15 protein-coding genes are annotated in these 15,712 nt (G+C 36.5%); 13 read left to right on the top strand and 2 right to left on the bottom strand.

What is annotated here, in order from left to right:
- Both QVB70_RS15675 and QVB70_RS15670 read left to right on the top strand, forming a co-directional pair.
- Nucleotides 1-756: hypothetical protein (locus tag QVB70_RS15675; protein WP_287588200.1), on the top strand; the 756-nt coding region annotated here is incomplete at its 5' end.
- A 125-nt stretch (nt 757-881) separates the two neighbouring features.
- A complete protein-coding gene (locus QVB70_RS15670; protein ID WP_287588197.1) occupies nt 882-1,685 on the top strand; it encodes a helix-turn-helix domain-containing protein in 804 nt (267 codons plus the stop codon).
- Here the strand turns inward: QVB70_RS15670 and QVB70_RS15665 are convergent.
- Complete coding sequence (locus QVB70_RS15665; protein WP_287588195.1) at nt 1,678-1,926, bottom strand: YgiT-type zinc finger protein; 249 nt, start codon at nt 1,924-1,926, stop codon at nt 1,678-1,680. The genes QVB70_RS15670 and QVB70_RS15665 overlap by 8 nt on opposite strands.
- 140 nt (nt 1,927-2,066) lie before the next feature.
- Between QVB70_RS15665 and tnpA the strand changes: the two genes are divergently transcribed.
- The 7 genes from tnpA (at nt 2,067) to QVB70_RS15630 (ending at nt 8,953) form a co-directional block, all read left to right on the top strand.
- Nucleotides 2,067-2,495 carry an IS200/IS605 family transposase gene (gene tnpA / locus QVB70_RS15660; RefSeq protein ID WP_287588193.1) on the top strand — a complete coding sequence of 143 codons (429 nt, stop codon included), beginning with the start codon at nt 2,067-2,069 and terminating at the stop codon, nt 2,493-2,495.
- The gene (locus tag QVB70_RS15655; RefSeq protein ID WP_287588190.1) at nt 2,473-3,756 is read left to right on the top strand and encodes a transposase; all 1,284 of its coding nucleotides are present in this window, start codon (nt 2,473-2,475) and stop codon (nt 3,754-3,756) included. Before tnpA ends, QVB70_RS15655 begins: the two co-directional genes overlap by 23 nt.
- 198 nt (nt 3,757-3,954) lie before the next feature.
- Nucleotides 3,955-4,932 (top strand): thiamine pyrophosphate-dependent dehydrogenase E1 component subunit alpha, encoded by a 978-nt coding sequence (locus tag QVB70_RS15650; protein WP_287588188.1) that lies wholly within the window; start codon nt 3,955-3,957, stop codon nt 4,930-4,932.
- Nucleotides 4,929-5,912, top strand: coding sequence for an alpha-ketoacid dehydrogenase subunit beta (locus QVB70_RS15645; protein WP_287588185.1), 984 nt, complete (start codon nt 4,929-4,931; stop codon nt 5,910-5,912). Before QVB70_RS15650 ends, QVB70_RS15645 begins: the two co-directional genes overlap by 4 nt.
- A gap of 35 nt (nt 5,913-5,947) precedes the next feature.
- Nucleotides 5,948-7,171, top strand: coding sequence for a dihydrolipoamide acetyltransferase family protein (locus QVB70_RS15640; protein WP_287588182.1), 1,224 nt, complete (start codon nt 5,948-5,950; stop codon nt 7,169-7,171).
- A 42-nt stretch (nt 7,172-7,213) separates the two neighbouring features.
- Nucleotides 7,214-7,984 (top strand): lipoate--protein ligase family protein, encoded by a 771-nt coding sequence (locus tag QVB70_RS15635; protein WP_287588180.1) that lies wholly within the window; start codon nt 7,214-7,216, stop codon nt 7,982-7,984.
- 75 nt (nt 7,985-8,059) lie between these two features.
- A complete protein-coding gene (locus QVB70_RS15630; RefSeq protein WP_287588178.1) occupies nt 8,060-8,953 on the top strand; it encodes a DUF89 domain-containing protein in 894 nt (297 codons plus the stop codon).
- A gap of 4 nt (nt 8,954-8,957) precedes the next feature.
- Here QVB70_RS15630 and QVB70_RS15625 read toward each other — a convergent pair whose 3' ends face one another.
- Nucleotides 8,958-10,007, bottom strand: a complete 1,050-nt coding sequence (locus QVB70_RS15625) for a zinc-binding dehydrogenase (protein WP_287588177.1) — start codon at nt 10,005-10,007, stop codon at nt 8,958-8,960.
- Between the two features lie 405 nt (nt 10,008-10,412).
- Here QVB70_RS15625 and QVB70_RS15620 point away from each other — a divergent pair, with 405 nt between their 5' ends.
- The 4 genes from QVB70_RS15620 to QVB70_RS15605 form a co-directional block, all read left to right on the top strand.
- Nucleotides 10,413-10,664 (top strand): hypothetical protein, encoded by a 252-nt coding sequence (locus QVB70_RS15620; protein WP_287588176.1) that lies wholly within the window; start codon nt 10,413-10,415, stop codon nt 10,662-10,664.
- A gap of 202 nt (nt 10,665-10,866) precedes the next feature.
- Entirely contained in the window at nt 10,867-14,307 is a 3,441-nt protein-coding gene (locus tag QVB70_RS15615; RefSeq protein ID WP_287588174.1) for an MMPL family transporter, read from the top strand.
- Nucleotides 14,308-14,335: 28 nt separating this feature from the next.
- On the top strand, nt 14,336-15,463 hold the full coding sequence (locus QVB70_RS15610; RefSeq protein ID WP_287588172.1) for a hypothetical protein: 1,128 nt from the start codon (nt 14,336-14,338) through the stop codon (nt 15,461-15,463).
- A gap of 58 nt (nt 15,464-15,521) precedes the next feature.
- The coding region (locus QVB70_RS15605) for a hypothetical protein (protein WP_287588170.1) at nt 15,522-15,712 on the top strand (191 nt) is incomplete at its 3' end.

Here is a 15,712-nt window from a genome sequence, read left to right as displayed (position 1 = left end):
GGTGGTGCCTCATTTTCATTAAGTAGTGGCAAATGGGAATTCAGTGGCTTTACAACGGAAGATGGGGATTCTCTAGAATCTGGTGATACTGCAGACTCAGTAAAATTCAGTTATACTTTAGTTGGACCAATACGTGGCAAGCAAGAAGGACAACCTGATCAGCCTGGACAACAACCCGAAGAACCTCCTGGGGAATCTCCTGATCAGCCTGGACAACAGCCGGATGAGCCACCTGGACAGCAAGAATCTCCAAATGAAATGAAACTCTCCTCAGAAAACCTAGTGATCGTCTTAACTTGTCATATCAGTGCTGCTGATGGAAATAAAATGAAGATAGATGTTTATATAGAAAATTGGAACTTTGCGAGTGAAGAAAACAGATTAGCGCTACAAACCGATTTTACTACGGATAATAGTTCAGATATCACTGAAGAAAATAATAATGGTTACCAGATTGGTAAAGCCTTCTTTGCCTATGAAGATTCGGCAACAGCCGATGGGCAGTCTGTTACAGTAGTAGCAAATTCTGAACAAATAGAACAAGCTAAGGGTTTAAAAGTCTGGTTTAACTACCCATCGTTTACAGAAACCTTAGATCACGATCCAACCATTGGAATTGGCGATTTAACCGCAGAAATTGCGCTTATTGGTGAAACTGGAACTGAGCTTCTTTCTAACTCAACGTTTGGTATTTATGCTACCTTTGTAGTGATTGTAGTAGTAGTTGTCGTTATTTTTATAGATAGAAGAAAGTAACTTTTTGCCTAAAACCTCAATCTATTTATTTTTTATTTATCAGTTTTTAATGAATAATCTGATTTCTATTGAAAAAGTTGAATAGAAAGTAGCAAAAAGGCAGAACAGTTTAAACTGGGATTCAGATGAAGAATAGTGACGGTTCAGATGTACATTCAATTTTGAATCATCCAATTCGTCGCAAGATTCTTAGACTCATTGCAGAGAAAGGATATGCCACTTTTACAGATTTTAAAAATTCCCTCAACCTTAAGGTAGGAACATTATATTATCATCTGGACAATTTGGGCGACTTTATTTCACAAGATGATCAGAAACGATATCTCCTTACTTCCCGTGGCATTGAGGCACTTAAATTAATGGATCGAAGCGAAGACATAACAACTACAGACGAAACAGTGCTTTTGAAAGCTTTTTATGGTATAGGTCTTAAACCGATTGTCGACTATATTCTAGAAAAACCAAAAGAATTTCTACCTTTTGGTATTTTGATAGTATTTCTTCTATCATATGTTACGTATCTTGCAGAACTAAATACGATTTTATTATTTTTCACTGAAAGTTCAGTCTCTTTACTTTCAATGGTATTTATTCTTAGCTTTGTGCGATGGTTTTACATCTATTTATTCATAGAAATCTTCTGTGGACTTATTTTTAAAAGAAGTATATTTAGTTTAGGAACATTAACGGGAACATTATGGGCACAATTTCCACTTATTTTTTATGTTCTTCTATGGAGGTTTGGAGGGGTTTATCGAATTGGGAATGATTTCTTTCAATTAATGTTTCAACTCTTTTTCCAAATTTGGCTACTCCTTGTAATAACATATGTTATTACAAAAAGCAAACAACTCAAGATAGAAAAAGCATTCTTAATTTCAATATTGATTCATTATTTCAATATTGTCATTTTACAATTCATTATTTAATTATTGAACCATGGTCATCCTTTTCGTTCTTTTTTTCTTCTTCCTCTTCATTGTCCTCTAATGAGTTACTTATTTGCTGATTTATTATTTCCATTAGATGTTTATCTAAAACCTCAACTTGCTCCGCATCAAAAAATTCCGTACCACATTTGGGACATCTCCAACAGGGTATCTCTTTTATGCCTTTAAAATCAGTCATTGCTTTTTCCAGAATACCCCCACATTCACATTCTTTTTTCATGAATTTTCACTACCATGCAAACTTAACAGGGATCTATCTAGTAGAATTGTTTTTAAATAGACTTGGCGGAAAGTTCCCTTCCGAAAGGTGGGGGATAAGAGCCAAAATCCTTTTATAGTTATAAGAAAATATTTGTAACTATGCGATATAAGTTAGATAAGTCATCACATTCGGTATATGCACTACAATATCATCTTGTTCAGTGTGTCAAATATAGACGAAATGCATTAGATAGCAAAGAGATTGTAGACGTGCTCAAACAAAAGGTATATGAAATAAGCGAAACTTTTGAGGTGGGAGTGCTCAATATAGAATGTGATAAAGATCATTTTCACATGATTTTCAAAAGTAAACCCACTTTAGACATTCCAAAATATATGAACACCTTAAAAACTATCACATCCCGAGAAATACAACGTAATTTTCCAGCAGTCAAAGAAAAACTCTGGAAAGGAGCATTCTGGTCAAGATCATATTTTTTAGCTACTACAGGACAGGTAACTTTTGAACTATTGAAGAAATATGTTGACAATCAGGGGATAGATCATGCAACTAACACAACAGATTAGGATTTTTCCCACCTTAGAACAGGAAGAGGTACTCTGGGTACTCTCAGAGAAATGCAGACTTATCTATAATTTCGCGCTTGCTGAAAGAAGAAATGCTTATAAAAATGGTGTCAAGGGAGTAACCTATCGCAAGCAACAAAACGACCTACCAACAACCAAGGAACAATACCCAGAGTATAAATGGGTTTATTCTAAAGTATTGCAATATGTTCTAAAAACGCTTAACGCTGATTATAAATCATTCTTTGCTCTTCGGAAAAATGGGTATCAAGACGCACAACTGCCCAAGTTCAAGGGTACACAGTACTTTACCACAATGGTTTACAATCAATCGGGGTTCAAGGTTGAAAAACGGAAAGTGGCCGTATCTCATTTTTATAATGATATTCCTTTGGAGTTTGTTGTTCCAGAAAAGTTCTCGTTCATTGAAGATACATGCATCAAACAAGTCTCTATTTTCAGCAAAGATGAGAGATATTTTGTCGCGATAACCTATGAGGTTGAAGACCCCTCCTATATTGATAACGGTCGGTATCAAGCGATTGACCTCGGTATCACTAACATAGTAACCGCTGTAAATACTACTGGAAAGTTCTTAGTGGTGAAAAATAAGCGACCAGATAAGTATTGGCATCCGAGAATCATAAAACTGCAAGCAAGACGAGATAAGTGCATAAAATGCAGTAATAGATGGAAACATTTTGATAGAATTGTGAAACACTATCAGAAGAAATGCGCAGATCAAACAAAGGATTTCCAGCATAAACTCAGCAAGAAGTTAGTGGAAAATACCAAAGCACACACCATCATTGTGGGCGATCTTAAAGTTAAAAGTATGGCACACTCAACTAAAGTACCAAAGCACATGAGAAAAGGTCTGAATAGAGCTACCCAAAATACTGGATCATTGGGACGGTTCGTACATTTTCTAACCTACAAAGCTAAGAGAGTAGGTAAAAGCACAATAGAATTTGACGAACGAAATACCTCCAAAGAGTGTTATGTTTGTGGAAAACTCCATGATATGCCGATTTGGAAGCGAATTATGAATTGTGAGTGTGGTAACGTGATAACTAGGGATAAAAATAGTTGTGTGGTGCTCATGAAACGTTACCTATCACAGAATGCCAAGTGGACGGGCTATCAAGAATTTCTTGATAATCTGCGATACACAGCCAAAGGTAAAACGAGAGTACCCAGTCCGAAATTCGGATATGGTTTGGAGGACTCGCAGGAAGCCCCATCCTTCAGGGTGGGGTAGTTCACATAGACTTGGATTATAGAGTAGATATCTGAGAACGATGGATAGAAATAACGGTATCCTTTTATGAAAAACTAGAAGTATGAACATCGAACTAGTTCAAAAGAAAATATGATTTCAATAAAGATGGGGCATTTACTAATAAGATATGCAACTTTAAAGTAATATTACGGATTTAAATAATTGGTGATGATTTTAATGGATGTTGAGAAAGCAAAATTAGTTGAAATGTATCGAAAACTCTTAGAACTTAGAAAATTCGAAGAGAAATGTTGGGATTTGTTCTCACAAAACCTGATTCCAGGTACAATTCATTTATACTTAGGTCAAGAGGCAGTTGCAGTTGGTGTGTGCAGCAATCTTAATGAAGATGATTATGTGCAGAGCACCCATAGAGGGCATGGGCATTGCCTTGCTAAAGGTGCTCAAATGGATAAGATGTTTGCAGAGTTGATGGGCAAAGCGACAGGCTATTGTAAAGGAAAAGGAGGCTCTATGCATATTACTGATGCCAATGTAGGTCTTCTTGGCGCTTGTGGTGTAGTCGGCTCAGGTATTGTAATGGCACCAGGTGCAGGTCTTTCAGCTAAACTGCGGGGGACAAATCAAGTAGTGGTTTGTTTCTTTGGAGATGGTGCTTCAAACACTGGCAACTTCCACGAAGGAATTAACATTGCTGCCGCTTGGGATCTTCCCGTTGTTTTTGTATGTGAAAATAACCTATATGCCATGGGAACTAAACAAACTGATGTAATGAAAGTCAAGAATATCGCAGATAGAGCTTCTGCATATGGTATTCCAGGCGTTATATGTGACGGAAATGATGCTGTTGATGTATATAAAAAAGCATATGAAGCAGTAACACGTGCAAGAGAAGGTAAAGGTCCAACTCTCATTGAATGTAAGACATATCGCCATAGAGGTCATTCACGATTTGATCAGGGAAAATATCGACCAGAAGAGGAAGTAGATGAGTGGCTAAGGATGGATCCTATAATACGTATGAGAGAGCGCTTAACTTCAATGGGAATTCTTACTGAAGAGGAAGCAGATGTTATTGTAAACGAAGTTGATGAAGAAATAGAAGTGGCCGCTAAATTTGCCCTTGAAAGCCCATTTCCAGATCCAAAAACTGCATCAGAAGATGTCTGGGTTGAGGAGCGTGAGTTAGAATGAGAGAAATTATGGCGATTGAAGCATTACGAGAAGCATTTAGAGAAGAAATGCTAAACGATAAGAGAGTTGTACTTATTGGTGAAGACATTGGTAGTAAATGGCATGGTGCATTCAAAGTCACTCAAGGACTCGCAGATGAATTTGGAGAAGAAAGAGTAAGAGATACACCCATTTCAGAAGCAGCCATAATTGGCACAGCTGTAGGAGCCGCCATGACGGGTCTTAGACCCGTTGCAGAAATTATGTTTGGCGATCTGATAGCACTTGCAATGGATGCTATTTGTAATCAAGCGGCAAAAATTCGATATATGTTTGGAGGACAGGTTAAAGTACCTGTCGTTATAAGAACACCCTTTGGAGGAGGAAAATCTATAGCGGCTCATCATAGTTCCTCATTTGAAGCTTGGTTTATGCATGCCGCAGGATTAAAGGTTGCAATGCCTTCGACTCCCTACGATTGTAAAGGGTTGCTAAAAACTGCTATAAGAAATGTAGATGATCCAGTTTGCTTTTTTGAACATAAATTATGTTATTTACTTAAAGGTCATGTCCCAGAAGAAGAATACTTTATTCCATTTGGCGAAGCTGATGTTAAAAGAGAAGGTGATGATGTAACTATAGTTGCTACATTCTTAATGGTACATAAATCACTTAAAGTGGCTGAAGAACTAGCCAAAGAGGGCATTAGCGTTGAAGTCATAGATCCAAGGACATTAGTACCTCTTGATATAGAGACCATTGTAAATTCGGTAAAAAAGACAGGACGAGTCGTTATCGTTTCTGAAGACATTAAACGTGCTGGAGTCACAGCAGAAATTGCTTCTCAAATAATGGAAGAAGGAGGATTCGATTATCTTGATGCTCCTATCAAACGAGTTGCCTCTTTGAACACACCAATTCCATTTTCACCTACGCTTGAAGATTATGTGATTCCCAATGAGAAAAGGATCACAAAAGCAGTGAAAGAAGTCCTTGCTTGAATTCCTAAAAGAATTCATCTTAAAGAGGGATTTAAATGGTGACTAAAGTAGTGATTACAAAAATGTCAATGGTTATGGAAGAAGCCACAATTGTAGAATGGCTTAAGAATGAAGGCGATACTGTAGAGAAAGGCGAACCTATTGTTGAAATTTTAACAGAAAAAGAAACTGTTGAATTAGAAGCACCAGCGTCTGGTGTTTTGTTAAAGATTCTAGCTGAAGAAGCAATGGAACTTCCTATAGATGCAGTAATCGCATTAATAGGTGATCCTAATGAACCTCTTCCCGACCTTGAATCACTAGTTACTGCCTTGCCTCAAGAAGCGAGTGTAGTTGAAATAGAATCTCCAACAGAGACGCCTCCATCCTTGAAGCCCGAGTTTGCACATCAGGAGGCCATTACATCCACTGACCTCGTTGAAGAACATACAAAACGAATTATAGCATCACCCCGAGCAAAAAAATTAGCTACTGAACGTGGAATAGATCTAAATTATATCACAGGTACAGGACTCAGAGGACGCATAGTTGAGCGGGATGTTGAGGCATTTTTGAGCCTAATGGTTTCAGAAGGGCCTAAAATAAAGGAAGAACGGAAATTTTTCGGCATTCAGAAAATGACTGCTAAAAAAGTCACTGAAAGTTATCAGACAATCCCTCAGTTGACACACGTGATGGAAATAGATGTGACAAACATAATGAACTATCGCACTAAACTTGCTGAAGAAAAGGGTATGAAAATTTCTTATACAGCGTTTTTAGTGAAAGCTGTCGCTGAATCTTTAGTAAAGCATCCTATCCTTAACTCCACCCTTTCTGGAGACATAATTAAGATTTACGAAGATGTCAATATCGGTGTGGCTATAGCGACCCAAGATGGGTTAGTAGTTCCTGTCGTCCATAAGGCTAGCACTAAGCCAATTGAATCAATTTCAACTGAAATCAAAAGTCTGATTAAAAAAGCAAGAGAGAAAAAACTTCGTTCAAATGACTTTATGCAACGTACGTTTACAGTCTCAAATCTAGGAATGTATGGTATTGAGTTTTTCACAGCTATAATAAATCCTCCAGAAGCAGCTATTCTAAGCGTTGGAAGAATGGCTGAAAAACCGGTTGTGATTAATGGAGGTATTCATATTCGTTCAATGATGTATCTAAGCCTCACCTATGACCATAGAATCATAGATGGTGCACCAGCTGCCGCATTCTTACAAACTTTGCGTGAGTTATTGGAAAACCCTAATGAAGTGGCTTGGTAGTTACGCAAAATCCTTGCATCTTTTTAATTTTTGGTGAACTTGGTGAATGTTAAATGGTGTCTGTTAGATGTAGAGTTCGATGATCCCTTCTTTAACATGGCAGTTGAAGAAGCAATACTAATTTATGTTGGAAAACAAGTTGTTCCAGGCACAATTCGATTTTGGAGAAATAAGAATGCAGTGTTTATCGGGCGATTCCAATGTATTAGTCGCGAAGTTGATTTAGCATTATGCAAAAAAAATGATGTTAAAATTGTCCGAAGATTTACTGGCGGCGGTGCAGTATATCACGATTATGGGAATCTCAATTATTCGATTTTCTTGCATAAGACTCATCCTTTAATACAAGCTGAAATTCCAGATCTAATAGACTCACAGATATTTGGACATAGTATAATTCTTGGTTTGAAGAAACTCAATATCGAAGCTAATCTGCTTACAGAAGGCGCAATTGGTGTAAAAGGCTTAAAAATATCAGGAACTGCTCGTACTCTTAGAAAAGGAGCTTTTCTGCATCATGGTTCACTACTGGTAAATTCAGATCTAGATTTTTTACAAAAAGTATTACAAGGTAAACGGATTGATCCTGATAAGAGATGTCTAGACTCCAAAAGGTCTCCAGTAACCTCAATAGAACATGAACTGGGTAAGAAAATGAATATTAAAAAAGTAAAAGAAGCGTTGAAAACTGCATTTGAAGAAGTTTTCAACATGAAATTAAATCCAAGTCAATTGACAAAAGATGAACTACGTCTTGCTAAGCGCTTATATGATGAGAAATATGCTTCGAATGATTGGACTTTTCAGCGCTAATGCGAAACCTTTTAAATGCAATATCGTTCACTTATAACGTTATCTTTTAAACTTTGAAGAAACAGAGGTTTCAATATGAAAGTAAAGCCAGTTTGCGCTATTTGTCTGCTTGAAAGAGGTTTTAAACAAGCAAAAATGGCAACTGATGACGAAGAGTTGCAAAGAAAAGTAGTAAAGCGATTACTAGAATTTCTAGCGAAAAACTTTGACTCTAATCACACTCCTCCACAAATTGGCTATTTACGAGATAAAATCGTACTTGAAGCCATTGGTATGGATGATGAAGACATATATTCAAAATTAAAAAAATATTCAAATGAAATTGCATTAGAAATCCTACCAGACGTTCGCAATTGGATTGAAGAAGCTGATGATTCACAGAAAGAACGCTTTAGAAGAGCATGTATTATATCAATAGTAGGCAATATTATGGAATTTGATATAAGTGGACACAGTTTTGATTTAAAGGATCTTCCAAAGGTTATCAATGATGCAGAAACTGAATTAGTTATTGATGATATCGACAAAGTTTTCCAGATTATCCAAGAAAAGAAAAATATCCTGTTTCTTCCAGATAATGCAGGAGAAATTGCCTTTGATACTCTTCTGGTAGAGGAGTTCAAAAGGAATGGGTGCCATGTTACGGTTGCAGTGAAAGAGAAGCCTATAATGAACGATGCGACAATGGACGACGCTTTGGAAGTTGGAATGGATAACGTGGCTGATAAACTTATGACCACTGGAACAGATCCTGTAACCGCTGGATTAAATATTAATGAAGCTTCGAAAGAGTTTTTAGAAGAATATAAAAAATCAGAGATAATTATCGCAAAGGGCATGGGACATTTTGAAACATTGACAGAATTTGAGCTTCCTATCCCGTTAGTACATCTATTAAGAACGAAATGTGAACCTATTGCAAACTCTCTCGGTGTAGCTCGTCACCGTAATGTAGCTAAAATCGCGTAATATTCTAGGGAATTATGGCAATTTTTATGTTTTCGCCCTTTTGTAGCAACTCTAGCGCATCACTTACCTGATTTAATGGCATTTCTTTTGTGATAAGTGGTTTAACTTTTACTATACCCGACGAAATTAGATCTAATGCTCTCTTAACGCAGGCTGGCGTATGATGGAATATGCCTTTTATTGTTAAGTCTTCATAATGTATACGGTGAGTATCTACAGAGATTTTTGTTCCTGGGGCTGCCCCTCCAAATAATATGGTGGTTCCTGCCTTCCCTGTCATTGCAATTGCATTTTCCCATGTTTGGGGTAAACCGACACATTCTATGACGATGTCTGCTCCTCGTCCATCGGTTATTTTCTTGACTTTTCCCACAGGGTCTGTTTTTGCGTTAATTACATGATGGGCGCCGACCTCTAAGGCTTTTTGAAGCCTATATTCTATTAAATCAATTGCAATAACATTTTTGGCTCCTCTTGCACGTGCTAGCTGTATATGAAGCAACCCAATAGGTCCCGCTCCAATAACCACAACGTTATCCGTTAAATTAATGTCTGCGATTTCATTACCGTTAACAACGCATGCAAGTGGTTCTGTGAATGCTGCTTCTTGAAATGAAACATGATCTGGTATTTCATACATATTTTGACGTGCAATTCTTTCTGGGATGCGGATATATTCCGCATATGCTCCATCTACACTAAATCCAATTAAAGTCTCATCTAATTCTTCACAAAGATTTTGTTTTCCTTTTTTGCAAGAATAGCATTCATTACAGGGAGCTGAATTGGCTGCAACTACACGCATACCTCTTTTAAAATTTCTGACATTTTTGCCAACTACCTCAATAATACCAGAGAATTCATGGCCAAAGGTCAATGGGGGTTTAACTTTTGGATGACCTCTTTTGTATACTTTAAGGTCTGTGCCACAAGTCAAGATAGCTTTTGTTTTAACTATAACATCACCTTCATGTTCTAGTACTGGAATATCAACATCTTCTAACTTTATTACGCCTGGTTCATAGAACCTTATTGCTTTCATTGTTTTTTCCACAGCCTTCAAGCCTCCATGAAATGCTAGAGCGCTTTTTGTTGAGAAAATTCTTTGCAATTCTTTTAAAAGCAAATTTTATTGCTGTAAATCTATTATCTAATCAGATAATGTTGTACTAGGACGTATTATGAATATATTTAAAAAACATATGCCTTCGACAACTGTTTTTTAATCTTTAATAAAATCTACATAATTTAATTTTACAAAAATCCGTGAAGCGATTTTTTCTATTAAGAAAATTTTATGCAATTTAAAATGATTTTTTCAGCGTTAAATTGTGACAAAACGTATAATGTTTATTTTGAATGTGACAAAACATATTGAGGGGGTTATAAAAGTAATTGAATTTTTTCTTTGGTCAAATACATATAATTTGTCGAGGGGATCTTGAGTGGAGGGAAAAATGTGGTTTTTATTCATAAAAAATGTGGTCAAAGCCCCGATCTCATTAAAATTGTTGAAAAACAAATTATTAACACTCTCAAAAAACAGCCAAACGGACACTATCGACTTGAAATAGTCTTCAATGAAATATCGGGTCACGAATACATTTGTGACAAATGTAACACTATCTTAGATGACGAAGAAATCGTAGAAATACTTAAAGAGATTTATATTCCAGAAGAGCACGAAAATAGCTATACAACAACTACCTAATTGACCATTTTTTCTTTTTTACAATAGAAAATCAATGCTAAAAAGAATTGAGCTGTATCCAAAATGATTTTTTTCTTATAAAGAGTAACTACGTCAGTAGTAACGTTTATAAATGGATTCACCCCCCCATCGCTTATTACTGCCTATTTATAATCATTTTTTCATCAATAAGAATTATATACCTCAGATGAGGGTATTGTAATTGATCTTTGACCGGCTAGGAAAAAAAATTGTACGTTTTAATAAGTTCCTGATCATTACTTGGATCGTAATTGCTATAATCTTAGCTAGTCGCGCAGCTCAAGTTAATGATATGTTAACATCAGATTTCTCTGATTTTGTACCTCAAGACATGGAGTCAAGAAGGGCTAGTGATATTTTAAAAGAAGAATTCCCAGACCTACCTGTAACTTCTCTTATAGTTGTAATTCAGACAAATCCAAGTCATAGTGGGACATCAACGACGCAAGCTGCAGAAAATAATGATATTTTTGATCCCACAATTCAAGATTTTATTGAAACGCTGGATGATGAAGTTGAAAAATATCCGCATGTCATAAATGTGGATAATTACTATGGCATGAACGAATCGATCCATCAATCTTATTACGAGGGAACGTATAAAGGCTTACTTGAAGCCATTATTGAAGCTCATGAAGATTTTAACAAGACACAGTCTTTTTATGATATGTCTGATCGTGAACGAGACGAAACTCTTACTGGACTTGCGCAGTTCTTTGCCAGCGATTTCAATATGGATGCTGATGACTTAGAAGAATTTGTTTACGATATCTATGAGCTTAAATTAAAGTTTGACAATGTTGATAGTAAAGAGTTTAATAAAATGGCGCAAAATTATACTGACAAGTGGGACCTTAAGACTGAACATTTTTTATCAAATTACACCAACTATTACAACTTTTTGAACGATTTTAACGCAACTCATTCACTTTTCAATTTTAACCAATTTCCAATTCTAAATAATGACGGCTTTAATGATACTACTGAAAAGTTCTTAGATTCACTTGACACAAATTACACAGACGCTTTAATGATGAGCGAATCACAATTAATTTCCTTTGTGTATACCTATTACGGCTTTTATCATTATTTAGAAGACGAAAACCTGCTTTGGCCAGATAACACAACCGACCAACTTAACCAGGCTGCAAGTGTTCTTCCACCACAACTGGATCCCTATGTAACTGTTCATTCTATTTGGGCTATAGCTGATCAGACATTTGGTCCCCCTGGAATAGAACTTTTTTCAGCTATATTAGCAGACGGAGCCGCTAGCATGACAGAAACAGAACTTAGAAACCAAATTGAGTTTTACTACGATTTTTTTGTGGAAGAAATGAATTATTTTGATTTATCATCTAGTTTCGTAACTATGCTTTTTGAGGCTTTAGGAGGCGACTTAGACGACTTCGAACTCGGTCTTATGGAAGATATCTATGATCTTGGTCGTCATGTGACTGAAGACGAGTTTTCACAACTTGCTGAAGAAAAAACTCAGGAATTCATAGAAGACAATCCGCTTAGTGAAAGTTCAACAAAAGAAATTTTGGAACGAGTTGTGAGCGATGATAACGATACCATGATTCTCTTTATCAATTTAGATTCCAGCTCCAGTTCTGAAGAAACCAAACACATACTTGAGCAACTAGATGAAGATATCCCCCTCATAAAAGCAGAAGTTTTACAACAACATACTAACGAAACTACCTTAAGCACAGAAACCAAGCACATACTTGAGCAATTAGATGAAGATATCCCTCAAATAAAAGCAGAAGTGATGCCTCAGCAAACTAATGAAACGACTTTAAATGCAGAGACAATTGATTTTGAGGTATATGTTACTGGAGAGGGTGCCTTCAACCTGGAAGGTGGTGAAACAGCAGAATCAGACATGGCACTAACTGATATGGTTTCGATAATCCTTATTTTAATAATTTTAATGCTGATATTTCGATCTCCAGTAGCTGCTGTGCTTCCTTTAATAGCAATGGGCATTTCAATTGTTATTGTGCGAGGCGTATTTTATTCTCTTGGTTTCATGGGCATCCAGATTCATACAATGGCAAATATGTTTACGACACCAGTTTTGCTTGGCGCTGGAAGTGATTATTGCATTTTCATCATTTCTCGGTTCTTTGAAGAGTTAAGAGGTGGCAAAGATAAGAGACAAGCAATTAGAAAAACAATGGAAACTGCAGGAAAAACTGTTGCCTCAAGTGGTGGAACCGTTATGATTGGTTTTGCCAGCATGCTTCCAACGAAATTTGGCTTAATGCGCATAATTGGTATGTCTGTACTTCTAGGAATAGGGGTCGCACTCATATCTGCCCTCACTCTTATACCATCAATACTATTATTATTAGGAGATCGAATATTCTGGCCTCGTCGCAAGACCACGGTACAATCAAAGAATTCATCTTCAACAAACAAAAATGGTGGCCTCATAAAAAAAGTTTCGAATGTTGTTGTCAAAAAGCCAAAACTTACTTTAGTACTAATTTTGGCGGTGTCAATTCCACTTATTTCTCAGATTGCATTTCTTCACCTGTCTTATGATTCTATCGCAACTATGCCTCCTACCGAATCGAAGAAAGGCTACGATATTTTAGCAGAAGAATTAGGAGAAGGTGAAATCTCTCCAATGGATGTGGTAATTCACTTCACAAACGAAAATGCAACAATCTGGAACACCACGATTTTAGAAGAAGTGGGGGTTATGTCAGACTACTTGGAAGCACTCAATGGTACCGATAAAGTAATGTCAATTAAAAAACCATTTGGTACAGAGGAAATCAAGTATCTTAAATTCGAGAAAAACGAGACTGCACGTGCACTTATGGAAATGTACGTAAGTGAAGATAATGATACAACCTACATATCAGTCCTTTTAGAGAGAGAACCCTATTCAGATGAAGCTATGAATCTGGCAAGGGAAATTAAAACATATTTAATTTCTTATCAGGCGAATAGCACAGTACTAGGCGAAGATCAATGTGAAATTCTTCTAGGAGGTGCTAGCCAAGGTAATGTCGAAATGGATAAATTGCTTTGGAATGACTTTTACGGCGTCATGTTGCCCATCACTTTCGCTGGAATATTCATCGTACTTCTAATTCTACTATTATCGATTCCAACTCCGCTTCGGTTAATTGGGACAATATTATTATCAGTATTACAGATTCTAGGACTCACAACTCTTGTATTTCAAACCGTATTGGGAATTCCTATTGAATTTACTCTTCCAATCATAGTATTTGTTTGTCTAATGGGATTGGGAATGGATTATGATATATTCTTAGTTTCTCGAATGAGAGAAATTAGATTTGAGCCAGGAAAAGAAACAGATGATGCAACTGCTATACAACAGGCGTTGGAAAAAACTGGTGCGATTATTACCTCTTGTGGTTGTATAATGGCAGCCGCATTTGGTTCTATGATGCTCTCTTCAACCATTACAATGAAGATGTACGGATTTGCCTTAGCAACTGCAATTATACTAGATGCAACAGTGGTACGGTTATTCCTTGTTCCTTCAGTTATGCTTCTGGCAGGTAAATGGAATTGGTGGCCTCCTAAGCTAGCAGAGGTTATTGGATCTAGACTCGGAAAGATTGAACATTAGATATTCCTAAAAGGGTGTTAATTTCACAATGGATTCCACAAAAAGTAGAAGATCACAATTTAGGCCGATGTACTTTTTAGCACTCTTTTTGCTAATTTGTTTGCTTATGGGAGGATTACATGCTCCTAACTCATTGACAGTGATAGCAGAGCAAGATGATAAACCCCTCTCAACTGAGGATGACTTTGCAGGAATAAAAGTATTAATTGACCAAGTAAAGTCAGAAAACCGTTCATTACACAGTATGGTCGGTTATTTAGAGGCCGAGGGAGCATCAGTTGATATACTTGAGGATAAGGTGTTTAATATTAAAAATATTCAAGAATATGACATTTTGATTCTAATTGAGCCGTTATATGATCCGAGCGCAGAAAAGGTGATAGAAAAATACGTAAAAAACGGCGGAAGCGTGTTGTTTTCAGGTGACAATAGATGGGAAGATTACACGAAATATGTAGACTTTGCAAATATCTCATATCAAAAACCAAATCCTAGCGAGGGTTATACGAAAGAAATAAATGGGCATCCAGCAACTCTAAATGTTCAAGAAATATATTGTGCAGAGCCTCAATCAAGTTTGATAGTTGGAACTAACGCAAGTACGATTGTAATGAAAGACGGGTATGTTGAGGCCGCAGCAGCATGGATAGAAAACGGGAAATTCATGGTTGTTGCCGATGAACATATTTTGCTTGATGATTATTACAAGAGTGGTGACAACCACTTATTTATGCATAGCATCCTTAAATGGCTCAGAAATATTGGTTTTTCAATTGACGTCACAACAACTATCAAAAAAGGTGAACAAATAACAGTTCAAGCCGAATTCGTGAATTATAGAACCAACGAAATTAGTATTAAAGCAATAACTGAAAGCAAAAATTTCGAAGAAATAAATAATCACTTTGTTTTGCAACCAGGTATAAACGAAATAGAATTTCAATTGAGTGAAAATATCATTGAACTCTTTTTCCTTGGAGAAAAAGAATTGACACTAAAATTTGAATACAATGGCAGGACACTTTTTTCTGAGGACTCAATTATTGATGTGCAATATTCATCAATTTATATCGGTATAGTTGCTGCTCCTTTGGTCTTTATAGGATTAATCTTACTAATTTTCAAAATTAATTCTAAAAGATCACCTAATTCTTAGTTTTTCAAGATTGATACACTATTCTATCAGCAGCAACACAGATAATTAAAAAGAAAAAATGTTTGATAGAATCCTGTGCTATTCAAATTTTGTAGAATTAATTGTGTTCTTGGATGATGACGGCGTAGTCCATGTGTTCGTCACCGGCAAACCGTGCTTTGTAGTGGCAGGAGGGGCAGACAATTGTCCGGTCCTCGTAGCACACATCGGTGACCTGTTGGCAGATGGGGCATTCTTTCAGTTGCTGCT

Origin of the sequence: Candidatus Borrarchaeum sp. (assembly GCF_019058535.1) — an archaeon.
Taxonomy (GTDB): Archaea; Asgardarchaeota; Sifarchaeia; order Borrarchaeales; family Borrarchaeaceae; genus Borrarchaeum; species Borrarchaeum weybense.
The sequence above is the reverse complement of the archived record's forward strand: the minus strand, read 5'-3'. Positions and strand labels throughout refer to the sequence as shown.

Coding starts and splice junctions, on each gene's coding strand:
- QVB70_RS15670 (WP_287588197.1), top strand. CDS start 882: ATGAAGAATAGTGACGGTTCAGATGTACATTCAATTTTGAATCATCCA.
- QVB70_RS15665 (WP_287588195.1), bottom strand. CDS start 1,926: ATGAAAAAAGAATGTGAATGTGGGGGTATTCTGGAAAAAGCAATGACT.
- tnpA (WP_287588193.1), top strand. CDS start 2,067: ATGCGATATAAGTTAGATAAGTCATCACATTCGGTATATGCACTACAA.
- QVB70_RS15655 (WP_287588190.1), top strand. CDS start 2,473: ATGCAACTAACACAACAGATTAGGATTTTTCCCACCTTAGAACAGGAA.
- QVB70_RS15650 (WP_287588188.1), top strand. CDS start 3,955: ATGGATGTTGAGAAAGCAAAATTAGTTGAAATGTATCGAAAACTCTTA.
- QVB70_RS15645 (WP_287588185.1), top strand. CDS start 4,929: ATGAGAGAAATTATGGCGATTGAAGCATTACGAGAAGCATTTAGAGAA.
- QVB70_RS15640 (WP_287588182.1), top strand. CDS start 5,948: ATGGTGACTAAAGTAGTGATTACAAAAATGTCAATGGTTATGGAAGAA.
- QVB70_RS15630 (WP_287588178.1), top strand. CDS start 8,060: ATGAAAGTAAAGCCAGTTTGCGCTATTTGTCTGCTTGAAAGAGGTTTT.
- QVB70_RS15610 (WP_287588172.1), top strand. CDS start 14,336: ATGGATTCCACAAAAAGTAGAAGATCACAATTTAGGCCGATGTACTTT.